Consider the following 12053-nt stretch of genomic DNA (forward strand, 5'->3'; position numbering starts at 1 on the left):
GAGCCGAGCAGTCCTTTCCGGCACACGCCGTCGATGTCTCCATAGAATTCCCAACCTGCCCTCGACATCCGACTGGCGAAGTTCCTTCTGCTGCGGCGGAAGGGCGAAGGGCTGTGGACAGGCGAGGCGGGTTCCTTCACACGGCGGCGTGTTCAACGGTTGTGCACAGTGAGGTCGCGCCCGAGCCACCGGTTCCGAGAGCAGGTTGGCTGGACGGCATGACCCTGTCGTGTAGCCATGATGACAGTGCTGGCCTCTGAGCACCGGCTCGTCCTGCCCGCAGCGGCAACGTGGATTGGGGCCGCCGTGATGGTCGGCGTTCCCGCAGCCGCCGATGGTGTCGCAGCAGCCGGGATGCTGCTCACTCTGCTTTGTATCGGGCTCGTAGCGCGGCAGCAACGATGCGGTCAAAGTCGCGCACCTCGCCGGCGGCCTCCGCGGGCGTGCCGACGGATCGGAGGACGACGGCTGGCCGAGGCAAGGAGCTGGCTGGGGTTGCTCGCGGTCGCTCTCCTCGGTGTTGCGCTCGTGGCATCCGTCATCGCCGTCCGCGACGCATCACGCTCGCCGCCCCTGTTGAGCGACGCCATCGACTCCGGACGGCCAGTCAGCGTCACTCTCACGGTAACCGACAAGACGGAACTGCAGAGTCGAAATTCGGCGACCCCGTGGGACCGGTCGACCCAGACCGGTGCACAGCGTCGAACGGAACAACGGATCCGGGGGACGGTGACCGAACTGACGGCGGGAGGTCGGACGGCGTCGGTGGCGGTTCCCGTCGTCGTGTTCGCGGAGGCGGGGTCGAACGGACTGACCTCGATCGGTGAGCGAGTGTCGCTGGTCGGGCAGGCCAGATGGACGGAGCCGGGAGAGCAGGCGGCAGCGCTGATCTTCGCCCGTGGTGCGGTCGCGCCGGTGACCCCGCCGCCCGCCTGGTTGAGTTGGGCGCCGGGCATGCGCGCAGCATTTGCCGAGCAAGCCGGGCAGTTGCCCGGTCGTGGGGGAGAACTCCTGCCAGGGCTCGCGATCGGCGACACCACGGGGGTGTCAGAGGATCTTGACAGTGACATGATGACCAGTTCGCTGAGTCACCTCACCGCGGTATCGGGCGCGAACTGTGTCGTGATCGTCGCCGTGATCGTCCTTGTCCTGTCCGGCGTTGGCGCGCCACGGTGGCTCAGGATCGGCGGGGGACTCGTGGGGCTTGGCTTGTTCGTGATCCTCGTGACGCCCGAGCCGAGCGTCGTCCGGGCGGCGCTCATGGCCGTCGCGGTGCTGTTGTCGCTCGGCGGCGGTCGGCCGGCAGCGGGTTTGCCCGTGCTCAGCCTCGTCGTGGTCGTGATCGTGATCAGCGACCCATGGATCTCACGGAGCTACGGGTTCGTGCTCTCTGTGCTCGCGACCGCTGGACTCCTGACGCTCACGCGGCCGATTGCCGTGTTCCTCTCGACGTGGCTGCCCCGACCCGTGGCCGCTGGCATCGCCATACCGCTCGCCGCGCAGCTCGCCTGCCAGCCGGTGGTCATCACCCTCGACGCGTCTCTGCCTCTCTACGGCGTACCGGCCAACCTGCTTGCTGCCCCCGCGGCGCCACTGGCGACCCTGCTCGGCTTGCTCGCGTGCCTGTGCGCTGGCATCCTGCCGCCGCTGTCCTGGCTGGCGCTCTGGCTCGGCTGGGTGCCCGCGTCGTGGATCGCCGGGATCGCAACGACGGTGTCGTCGCTTCCCGCGTCACGTGTGCCGTGGCTGACCGGGGTCGGCGGTGCCCTCGCACTCGTGGCGGTCACCGTTGTGCTGATCGGGGCGATGATCGCCGTGGCGCGGAAGAAACGGATCGCCGCCACAGCGCTGGCCGCACTGCTGGTCGTCGTCGGGGGCGCATACGCCGGCGCTCTGCTGGCCGATCGGGTTGGACCACAGCTGGCGCTCCCGCGGGAGTGGAGTTACGCAGCGTGCGACATTGGTCAGGGCGACGCCGTCGTGATCCGCAGCGGGGGAGCCACGGCTCTCGTCGACACCGGACCGGATCCCGCGTCTCTCGGGCGCTGCCTCGACCGGCTCGGCATTGGTCGGATCGACCTGCTGGTTCTGAGCCACTTCGACCTCGACCACGTCGGAGGCCTCGCCGCAGTGATGTCCCGAAGCGACAGGGTTCTCACGCCACCGCCCGAGAACGCGGCAGACGAACGGATGCTCCGCGACCTCACAGAGGGAGGGGCGACGGTCATCGAGGTGGCGGCCGGCGACTCCGGCAGGCTCGGCGCTCTCGACTGGCAGGTGCTCTGGCCTCCGGGCGCAACCAGGCAGCCGCCCTCGGGAAACGACGGAAGTGTGGTCCTGGAATTCGACGGTGACGGCATCCGGTCGCTGTTACTCGGCGACCTGTCGGAGAGCGCGCAGGAGGCATTGCTCGCGACGCGGACTGTTCGCGGCACCGTTGACCTCGTCAAGGTTGCCCACCACGGGTCAGCCGACCAGAGCGGGCGGCTGTACCGGGTGATCGCCGCGAGGGTCGGGCTGGTCTCCGTCGGTGCTGACAACGACTACGGCCATCCGGCCCCGACGCTCCTGGGTATGTTGCGGGCAGCGGGCACCGCGCTTTTGCGCACCGATGAGTGCGGCCTCGTCGTCGTCGCGCCGTCTGGCGACACCCTTACGGTCTGGACCGAGCGCGGGGAGCCCGGCTGCCACTGAGTCTGTCGGTGCGCGCGGGTAAGCTTGGAGTGATTGAGGACGGTGAATTGTGGCAGCTGCACGAGGCGGGTCATCCGCTCGAACGGCGACGAAGGTCGCGATTCCCCAGCTGAGCTGGAGCCAGGTCCGCCCGGCGCCCGTCGTCCTCGTTTCGGGGACCCAGGGTTTCCTGGCGGAGCGTGCGACGAGGATCCTCCGGGACTTCCTCAAGGCCGAAGACCCGAGCCTGGAGATCAACGACATCCAGGCAGATAGCTACGCGCCCGGTGAACTGATCACCCTCGCCAGTCCGTCACTCTTCGGCGAGCCGCGGCTCATTCGCGTTTCGAACGTCGAGAAATGCTCAGACGCGTTTCTTCTCGACGCGCTCTCATACCTGGAATCGCCCGCCGAGGGTGCCTACGTCGTACTCAGGCACGGGGGAGGGGTGCGGGGAAAGAAGCTTCTCGATGCCGTTCGTGCCAACAAGGCGAATGCCATCGAGGTGGTCTGCGCCGAGCTGAAAAAAGACACCGACAAGTTCGACTTCGCCGCGGCCGAGTTCAAGGCAGCGGGCAAGTCCATCCGCCCGGCAGCGCTGCGGGCGATCGTCGCCGCGTTCTCGGATGACCTGGCCGAACTCGCAGGCGCGTGCGCCCAGCTCATTGCCGACAGTGGATCGGAGGTCACCGAGGCGACGGTGACCCGCTATTACGGCGGCCGGGTCGAGACCAACGCGTTCGCGGTGGCAGACGCCGCGATCGCGGGCCGTTACGCCGAGGCGCTCGTCGGGCTGCGGCACGCGCTTGCCTCCGGCGCAGATCCCGTGCCGATCGTCGCTGCTTTCGCGAGCAAACTGCGCACCATGGCGAAGATTCAGGGCGGTCGTGGTTCGTCCGCTGACCTCGCCCGTCAGTTCGGACTCGCACCGTGGCAGGTCGACCGCGCACGCCGCGATCTCTCCGGCTGGACCGACGAGGGCCTCGGCAGGTGCCTTCAGGTGCTCGCAGACACCGACGCCGGCGTCAAAGGCGAGGGCCGCGACCCGGTCTACGCGCTCGAGCGCATGGTGCACACCGTTTCCGGACGCGGCCGGTTGCCGCGCTGACCCCCACCAGCGCTGACCCCACCAGCGCTGACCCCGCCCGCGTCGACCCCGACGATAGAAGCGCGGACCGAAGCCAATAGAAAAGGCCCCGCCGAAGCGGGGCCTTTTCTATTGGACCGGGTCGAAACCCTGGACCGAAGCGGAGGGACGCTTAGAGCGACGCGACCTTCTTGGCGAGAGCCGACTTGCGGTTCGCAGCCTGGTTCTTGTGGATGACGCCCTTGCTCACGGCCTTGTCAAGCTTCTTGGCGGCGGCCTTCACGGTTGCCTCAGCCTTGACTTTGTCACCGGCAACGATGGCTTCGCGGGCCTGGCGCACGACGGTACGGAGCTGGCTCTTGACCGCCTTGTTGCGCTCGGTTGCCTTCTTGTTGGTTCCGATTCGCTTGATCTGCGACTTAATATTTGCCACGTTTATACGCTTTCGTTGTGTTCTGAATGGAAGTGCCGGTCAGCGAGAGAGGGCGCATTCCGACGAAAATCGTGCGGAGTAATCCACACGCAAGTCAACACGTCACTCTACCAGTCGTCAGCTGTTACCGGAAATCTCCGACGGTTGCGCGCCCAGCGTCGCAGCGGCATCCGTGATCGCCCGCGTGAAATCCTCCGGTTTGATGAGGCTCACGAGGTGGGTGGCCCCGCGGATGACGACGACGGATGCCTGCGGCTTGGCGGCAGCGAACGCTCTCTGGTTGAGCCGGAAATGGTCGAGGCTCCCCGTGACGAACCACACAGGACCCGGGTAGCGGGCGAGGCTTCCGATCGGGTCGAGCCGGCCGACCGCCCCGAGGGCGGTATCCATGACGTCGAGCGCCACGCCGCCGGCGGCCATGTCGGCGAACCCCGCTGGCGGGAGGAACAGCCGTGCCATCGTGTCGTTGAGCCACGCGCCGCGGTCGGGCAGGCGGTGGATGAGCCGGGCAAGCGCCCGGTAACCCCAGAGGCCCGGCCCACGGGGGAGGGTGAGGCAGCTCGCCGCGACCAGCCCGGCAACCCGGTCGGGGTGGCTTCCTGCGTAGTCGATGGCGATATAGCCTCCGAGCGACAACCCGACGAGGAGCGCCGGCCGCCCAAACGCGTCAATGGCGTCGTCGATGGCGGCGTGGGCGGCCTCGATGCTGAAAGGCTCTGCCATGCGTGTGCCGTGACCGGGCAGGTCGATCGCGGTCACCTCGAACCCCGAGGCGCGCAACTGTTCGACCTGCGCGCGCCACATGGTTCCGGACGTACGGATGCCATGGACGAGGACGATCGGAGGGGACGCGGCCATTCCCACATCCTGCACCCTCCCGAATGGCGATGCCAGAGGCTGACACCTCGGCCGGGGAGCTTCGTCGCGGTCGCGGCTCGACGCGAGGCCGGGGCATGGGACAATAGGGAGTTAGTCCACTCCACAACGAGACACTGAGGAACGCGTGAGCCCCAAAGCTGCGAAGGCACTCGAGCCTGCCGCTACCGACCCGTCGTTCATCCGCAACTTCTGCATCATCGCGCACATCGACCACGGCAAGTCGACGCTGGCAGACCGGATGCTGTCGGTCACCGGCGCTGTGAGCGACCGTGACATGCGAGCCCAGTACCTGGACCGCATGGACATCGAGCGCGAGCGCGGCATCACCATTAAGAGCCAGGCAGTGCGGATGCCGTGGGAGGTTGACGGCCAGGCCTACGCACTCAACATGATCGACACTCCCGGCCACGTCGACTTCACCTACGAGGTGTCCCGTTCTCTCGCCGCGTGCGAGGGTGCCATTCTGCTCGTCGACGCCGCACAGGGCATCGAAGCACAGACGCTTGCGAACCTGTACCTCGCGATGGAGAACGACCTCGAGATCATTCCGGTCCTCAACAAGATCGACCTTCCGGCCGCTGACCCCGACAAGTACGCCAAGGAAATCGCGAACCTCATCGGCGGCTCGCCCGATGACGTGCTCAAGGTGTCAGGCAAGACCGGTGTCGGCGTCGAAGAGCTGCTCGACCGTGTCGTCGCGCGGATCCCGCACCCCGTCGGTGACCCGAACGCTCCGACCCGCGCCATGATCTTCGACTCCGTCTACGACACCTACCGCGGCGTCATCACCTACGTGCGAATGATCGACGGGCACCTCAGCCCGCGCGAACGCATCCAGATGATGTCGACGCGCGCCGTCCACGAACTGCTGGAGATCGGCGTCAGCTCACCCGAGCCCGTTCCTACCCAGGGACTCGGCGTCGGCGAGGTCGGCTACCTCATCACCGGTGTGAAGGACGTCCGCCAGTCGAAGGTCGGTGACACGGTCACCACCGCGCTGAAGCCGTCCACAAACCCGCTTCCCGGCTACACCGATCCCAAGCCCATGGTCTTCTCGGGTCTGTACCCGATCGACGGCAGTGACTACCCGGTTCTCCGTGACGCTCTCGACAAGCTCAAGCTCTCCGATGCGTCGCTCAACTACGAACCGGAGACATCCGTCGCTCTCGGCTTCGGCTTCCGCTGCGGCTTCCTCGGCCTGCTGCACCTCGAGATCGTCACCGAGCGCCTCGAGCGCGAGTTCAACCTCGACCTCATCGCTACGGCGCCGAGCGTGACCTACGAAGTGACGACCGACGACAAGAAGACCGTGACCGTCACCAACCCGAGTGAGTTCCCCAGCGGGAAGATCGTCTCGGTTGAGGAACCGATGGTGAAGGTCGGCATCCTCGCGCCGAAGGACTATGTCGGCACGATCATGGAGCTGTGCCAGGGCCGACGGGGTTCGCTCCTCGGCATGGAGTACTTCGGAGAAGACCGCGTTGAACTGCGCTACACGATGCCGCTCGGTGAGATCGTGTTCGACTTCTTCGATCACCTCAAGAGCCGCACGCAGGGGTACGCGTCGCTGGACTACGAGCCGTCCGGTTCTCAGACCGCAGACCTCGTGAAGGTCGACATCCTGTTGCAGGGCGAGCAGGTCGACGCGTTCAGCGCCATCGTGCACCGTGACAAGGCGTACGCCTACGGCTTGCTGATGGCCGAACGGCTGAAGAAGCTCATCCCTCGCCAGCAGTTCGAGGTGCCTATCCAGGCCGCCATCGGCGCTCGTATCATTGCGAGGGAGTCGGTCAGGGCCATGCGCAAGGATGTTCTCGCCAAGTGCTACGGCGGAGACATCAGCCGCAAGCGCAAGCTCCTCGAAAAGCAGAAAGAGGGCAAGAAGCGGATGAAAATGGTCGGTCGTGTCGAAGTGCCTCAGGAAGCGTTCATCGCCGCACTGAGCGGTGACACCGAGGTCGCGAAAGAAAAGAAGTAAGTGCGCCGGAGTAACTTTCAAGACCAGCCCGTCGACTACGCCGCGGTCGGCGCCACCCAGGCGCACGACCTCATGCAGTACCCGCCGCAGGGATTCGTGCCCTACGAGGCATCCATTCGTCTGGGCAGCGGAGCTGAACGGTTTGAGGCGGCGTCCACCTCGCTTCTGACCTGGGCTGTGCAGCGCGGCGCCGGCCTTCGCGTCGACGACGTCCAGGCCAGCTCGGGTGAGAGCTACGGCGGAATCCGCTACGCCGAAGACGGCTCGCCGCTCGAAGCGATCCATGTCTCCACCGAGCAGCGATTCGGCGCTGACGGAACGCCGTACATCACGTCGGGCACCACCGCCCGGTTGCACGGCAGGATCGGCTCGTTCACGGTCGATGAGCAGATCAGGGTTGTCTACCTCATCGACGAGCCCAACGTCGTCGCGTTCGCATACGGAACCGTCGGTGGCAAGCGCGTGAGCGGTGAAGATGCGTTCCGCATCGAACGCCGCGAGGACGACTCGGTCTGGTTCCAGGTCCGGTCGTTCAAACGGCCGCTCGCACTGCGTTACCGGATCCTCCGGCCGCTGATGGCCCTGCGCCACAAACGACTGACGACCGCGTACCTCCGCGCACTCTCGCCGTTGTGGACAGGCCCGGCCAGCTAGGTGATTCGTCACACACCCGGGGCACACTGATGGCCGGCCCGCTTCCGCTCGGTGATCCCGCTCCGCCAGACGGATGCCTTCCGGCATCCGTTGCTGACGGCGCTCAGTCGCGGTCGCTCGCGTTCTACCTCCACGTGCCGTTCTGCCGCGTGCGCTGTGGTTACTGCGACTTCAACACCTACACCGCGACGGAGCTGCGCGGCGCCAAACAGTCCGACTACGCCGACGAGGCGGCCGCCGAGGTCGCGTTCGCCGCACGGGTTCTTCGGGACTCCGGCGTTCCACGCCGCGAGGTGAGCACCGTGTTCTTCGGCGGCGGAACGCCGACCCTGCTCCCGGCCGCCGACCTCGTACGCATGCTGAATGCTGTTCGCGCTCACCACGGCATTGCGCCTGGCGCAGAGATCACGACCGAAGCGAACCCTGACTCTGTCGATGCCGAGTACCTCCGCCAGCTCGCCGACGCAGGGTTCACTCGTGTGTCGTTCGGCATGCAGTCAGCGGTTCCGCGGGTGCTCGCCACCCTGGAGCGGACCCACGACCCCGAGCGCGTACCCCTCGTGGTCGACTGGGCCAAAGAGGCCGGCCTCCAGGTGAGCGTCGACCTGATTTACGGCACTCCCGGTGAGACCATCGACGACTGGAGCGTGTCAGTGGATGCCGCGCTCGCGACGCAGCCGGATCACATCTCGGCGTATTCGCTGATCGTCGAGCAGGGAACCAAGCTGGCCAGGCAGATCAGGTCAGGACTCCTCGCGCTGCCGGACGAGGATCTCCAGGCCGACATGTACGAGTTGATCGACTCCCGGCTGGCCGACGCGGGTTTCTCCTGGTACGAGGTCAGCAACTGGTCGACCTCGCCGTCATCGCGCTCACGGCACAACCTCGCCTACTGGCAGAGCCAGGACTGGTGGGGGATCGGGCCTGGCGCACACAGCCACGTCGGCGGGGTGCGCTGGTGGAACGTCAAGCATCCTGCGGCGTACGCCGGCCGGATCGCCGAGGGCGTGTCTCCCGCGGTAGGCAGGGAAACGCTCGATCCGGAGGCCCGCGAGCTCGAGCGTGTTCTCCTCGGGGCCCGGATCCGTGAGGGCATCGCCGTGCGGTCGCTCCCGAGCGAGGCCCGGGTCGCCGTGGCCGGCCTGATCGCCGACGACCTGGTTAACGCCAGAGCCGCCCTCGCCGGGACAATCGAGTTGACCCTGCGGGGGCGGCTCCTGGCCGACGTTGTCGTTCGGCGGCTGACCGCCTGACGAGTGGGTGGGCTACTTCACCATGCGGAACGCGAAGAAGTAGCGGTATGCCTCACCGTTGTTGACCTTCACACCGCCGATGATGCCGAAGATGATGCCGAGCACGCCGACGATCCAGGCGGCGGGGAACAGCAGCAGCCCGATAAGCACGACCGTGAGCAGCGCGCCGAGGATGTACAGGCCGATGACGAAGATCGTCACGGTGAGCTGGAAGTTCAGCGCTTCCTTGGCTTCCTGGCGAGCGAAAGGTCCGCGGTCCTTGAAGACCAGGTAGATCACCAGCGGGGCGATCCACCCGGCGGTTCCCGCGCCGAGGAAGGCTCCGAGCGCGCCGCCGAAGTGAGCGAGCGACGCCCACAGCTTGTCATCGGCCTGCGTCAGCGGGGTGGGGCCGCCGTACTGCTGCTGCCCATACTGCTGCTGGCCGTACTGCTGCTGGCCGTATGGCTGCTGTGGTGCGCCGTATGGCGGCTGCTGCGGTGCGCCGTACGGGGGCTGCTGCGGTGCACCGTATGGCTGCTGCGGTGGAACCGGCCCTCCCTGGTAGCTGGGTGGCACCTGTCCGCCGTCCTGGCCCTGTCCGTGTGACGGATCGGGCTGGGAAGGCGTGTTGGGGTCGGTCATGGCATGGCCTTTCGATGAGGGGGACGCTGGGTATCAGCCGCGTCGACGAACGTCCGCGGGGGTGTGCGCCTTGTGGTACCCAACGGTACTGCCGTTGCCCCCATACAGGCAACGCTGAGCGCAATTACGACGCGGCGTGTCTCCGCGCTAGAATTAGCACTCAGGAGTATGGAGTGCCAACGCCAACTCCGCGTGCGGCATCCGCGAGTCAGTGCCCACAATCAACGCCCAGAATCAACGCCCGAAACCAGCGAAGGAGAAGACGGACATGGTCTCCGAACGAAGCCTCGAAGTGCTTCGCGTGATCGTCGAGGATTACGTCGCAAGCCGTGAGCCCGTCGGTTCGAAGGGGATCGTCGATCGTCACTCTTTCGGTGTGAGTGCCGCCACCATTCGCAACGACATGGCCCAGCTCGAAGAGGAAGACCTCATCAGTGCGCCCCATACGTCGTCAGGGCGGATCCCGACAGACAAGGGTTACCGGCTCTTCGTCGATCAGCTCGTTGAGCGGCGGCCGTTGTCCGCAGCCCAGAAGCAGGCGATTGAGGCGTTCCTCGGCCAGTCAGTCGACCTCGATGATGTGCTCGTCCGCACGGTCAGGCTGCTCTCGCAGATCACCAACCAGGTCGCGATCGTGCAGTACCCGTCGTTTGCCCGTGCGACGGTCAGGCACGTCGAGATCGTGGCTCTGAGCGATCACCGGCTGCTGACCGTGCTGATCACGGACACCGGTCGTGTCGAGCAGAGGGTCGTGGAGATCCGCGATCCTGTGGAACAGGAACTGCTCGAGTCCATCAAGACCCGCGTGAACTCGTCGCTCGTCGGACTCCCGGTCGAGGAGGCGTCGTCGACGCTCGACTCGCTCGTCGAGTCGAGCCCGCAGCTCGACAAGGAACTGATGGCGCGGATCACGTCCGCGCTCGCTGAGCAGTTCGGCGAGTACCGCCACGACAAGCTGATCATGGCTGGCGCCGCAAACCTCGCCAGAACCGAAGACGACTTCTCCGGGAGCATCTACCCGGTCCTCGAGGCACTGGAACAGCAGGTGGTTCTCCTTCGGCTGTTCAGCGAGATGGACACGGATGCCAACGGCGTCTCGGCGAGCATCGGCCGTGAGAACGCGTCCTTCGGACTCGGTGAGACGTCGATCATCACAAGCAACTATCGTTCCTCTGCTGGCGAACTTGCCAGGCTCGGGGTCCTCGGACCGACGAGAATGGACTATTCGAACAACCTTGCCGCCGTTCGCGCGGTAGCCCGCTACCTCTCTCGCCAGATCGGCGACAACTAGTCACACTTGCGCGCGGCTCGGCGCGAAATACCCAGGAAGCTCGTCGAGCACATGTGCTTCCCAGACAACGAAAGGCCATGAGTGGCTGACCACTACGAAGTACTCGGAGTGTCCCGCGAGGCGACAACCGACGAGATCAAAAAGGCTTACCGCAGGCTCGCACGAGAATTGCACCCCGACGTCAATCCCGGGGCGGATGCCTCTGAGCGGTTCAAGCAGGTCACGCACGCCTACGACGTGCTCAGCGACGCCAAGCAGCGCCAGCAGTACGACATGGGCGGCTCCGGCCAGGGAGCGGCCGGTGGCTTCGGCGGCTTCGGCGACATCTTCGACACCTTCTTCGGCGGCCAAACCCAGCAGCGCGGCCCCAAGTCCCGCCGCGAACGCGGCCAGGACGCGCTGCTCCGCGTGGAGATCGACCTCGACGAGGTCATCTTCGGCACGCACCGCGACCTCGAGGTCGACACTGCAGTGCTGTGTGAGACCTGCCAGGGCTCGTGCTGCCAGCCGGGAACCTCTCCCATCACCTGCGACATCTGCCACGGCTCCGGCCAGATCCAGCGCGCCGTTCGCTCGCTCCTCGGCAACGTGATGACGTCGAGCCCCTGCGGAAGCTGCCGCGGCTACGGAACGATCATCGTTTCGCCGTGCGTCACCTGCCAGGGCCAGGGCCGGGTTCGCGCCCGCCGCACGGTGCCCGTCGACATCCCAGCCGGTGTCGACACCGGACTGCGGCTGCAGATGCCGGGCAGCGGAGAAATCGGCCAGGCCGGTGGACCCCACGGTGACCTGTACCTCGAGATCAAGGTCCGCAACCACGAGATCTTCAGCCGCAACGGTGATGACCTGCTCTGCACGCTCGACGTGCAGATGACGGATGCCATCCTCGGCGTGGAGACCACAATCCACGCGCTCGACGGTGATGTCGATCTCGATCTCAAGCCGGGAATCCAGAGCTCCGAGGTCCTCACCATCAAGGGCCGCGGTGTGACGAAACTGCGCGGTAACGGCAGGGGTGACCTGCGCATCGGCATCCAGGTCGTCACGCCGACCAAACTCGACCACCGAGAGAAGGAACTCATCAAGGCCTTCGCGGCCGGGCGCAAGCAGCAGGACACCCAGCTGGGTCACTTCCAGCAGGGCCTGTTCTCGAAGCTTCGCGATAAGTTCCTGGGCTAGCG

At 66.2% G+C, this 12053-nt stretch carries 10 protein-coding genes; 7 read left to right on the plus strand and 3 right to left on the minus strand.

What is annotated here, in order from left to right:
• The first annotated feature begins 495 nt into the window (after window positions 1-495).
• Both AC1C2M_RS03720 and holA read left to right on the plus strand, forming a co-directional pair.
• Window positions 496-2694: a ComEC/Rec2 family competence protein gene (locus tag AC1C2M_RS03720; protein ID WP_495435313.1), complete on the plus strand. Its 2199-nt coding sequence runs from the start codon at window positions 496-498 to the stop codon at window positions 2692-2694.
• Window positions 2695-2740: 46 nt separating this feature from the next.
• A complete protein-coding gene (gene holA, locus AC1C2M_RS03725; protein WP_495434226.1) occupies window positions 2741-3781 on the plus strand; it encodes a DNA polymerase III subunit delta in 1041 nt (346 codons plus the stop codon).
• A 151-nt stretch (window positions 3782-3932) separates the two neighbouring features.
• Here holA and rpsT read toward each other — a convergent pair whose 3' ends face one another.
• Together rpsT and AC1C2M_RS03735 are read right to left on the minus strand one after the other, a co-directional pair.
• Entirely contained in the window at window positions 3933-4193 is a 261-nt protein-coding gene (rpsT, locus tag AC1C2M_RS03730) for a 30S ribosomal protein S20 (RefSeq protein ID WP_108391200.1), read from the minus strand.
• Between the two features lie 117 nt (window positions 4194-4310).
• Window positions 4311-5051, minus strand: a complete 741-nt coding sequence (locus tag AC1C2M_RS03735; RefSeq protein ID WP_495435314.1) for an alpha/beta fold hydrolase — start codon at window positions 5049-5051, stop codon at window positions 4311-4313.
• 145 nt (window positions 5052-5196) lie between these two features.
• On the opposite strand from AC1C2M_RS03735, the gene lepA reads away from it, so the two are divergent.
• Genes lepA through hemW form a run of 3 tightly spaced genes read left to right on the plus strand, consistent with a single transcriptional unit; the run spans window position 5197 to window position 8957 of the window.
• The gene (lepA, locus tag AC1C2M_RS03740; RefSeq protein WP_495435315.1) at window positions 5197-7050 is read left to right on the plus strand and encodes a translation elongation factor 4; all 1854 of its coding nucleotides are present in this window, start codon (window positions 5197-5199) and stop codon (window positions 7048-7050) included.
• Entirely contained in the window at window positions 7051-7704 is a 654-nt protein-coding gene (locus AC1C2M_RS03745; RefSeq protein ID WP_495435316.1) for a DUF1990 domain-containing protein, read from the plus strand. It abuts the gene before it with no gap.
• A 29-nt stretch (window positions 7705-7733) separates the two neighbouring features.
• Window positions 7734-8957, plus strand: coding sequence for a radical SAM family heme chaperone HemW (gene hemW, locus AC1C2M_RS03750; RefSeq protein ID WP_483404312.1), 1224 nt, complete (start codon window positions 7734-7736; stop codon window positions 8955-8957).
• Window positions 8958-8969: 12 nt separating this feature from the next.
• Here hemW and AC1C2M_RS03755 read toward each other — a convergent pair whose 3' ends face one another.
• The gene (locus AC1C2M_RS03755) at window positions 8970-9581 is read right to left on the minus strand and encodes a DUF4870 domain-containing protein (protein ID WP_483404311.1); all 612 of its coding nucleotides are present in this window, start codon (window positions 9579-9581) and stop codon (window positions 8970-8972) included.
• A gap of 268 nt (window positions 9582-9849) precedes the next feature.
• Between AC1C2M_RS03755 and hrcA the strand changes: the two genes are divergently transcribed.
• Together hrcA and dnaJ are read left to right on the plus strand one after the other, a co-directional pair.
• Window positions 9850-10872 carry a heat-inducible transcriptional repressor HrcA gene (gene hrcA, locus AC1C2M_RS03760; protein WP_483404310.1) on the plus strand — a complete coding sequence of 341 codons (1023 nt, stop codon included), beginning with the start codon at window positions 9850-9852 and terminating at the stop codon, window positions 10870-10872.
• An 81-nt stretch (window positions 10873-10953) separates the two neighbouring features.
• Window positions 10954-12051 (plus strand): molecular chaperone DnaJ, encoded by a 1098-nt coding sequence (gene dnaJ, locus AC1C2M_RS03765; RefSeq protein ID WP_483404309.1) that lies wholly within the window; start codon window positions 10954-10956, stop codon window positions 12049-12051.
• Window positions 12052-12053 lie beyond the last annotated feature (2 nt).

The sequence above is a fragment of the Mycetocola sp. Y444 genome (assembly GCF_059445295.1).

Excerpts from the sequence above, each read along its gene's own strand:
- AC1C2M_RS03735 (WP_495435314.1), bottom strand. The coding sequence starts at position 5,051 with ATGGCCGCGTCCCCTCCGATCGTCCTCGTCCATGGCATCCGTACGTCC.
- hemW (WP_483404312.1), top strand. The coding sequence starts at position 7,734 with ATGGCCGGCCCGCTTCCGCTCGGTGATCCCGCTCCGCCAGACGGATGC.
- AC1C2M_RS03755 (WP_483404311.1), bottom strand. The coding sequence starts at position 9,581 with ATGACCGACCCCAACACGCCTTCCCAGCCCGATCCGTCACACGGACAG.
- hrcA (WP_483404310.1), top strand. The coding sequence starts at position 9,850 with ATGGTCTCCGAACGAAGCCTCGAAGTGCTTCGCGTGATCGTCGAGGAT.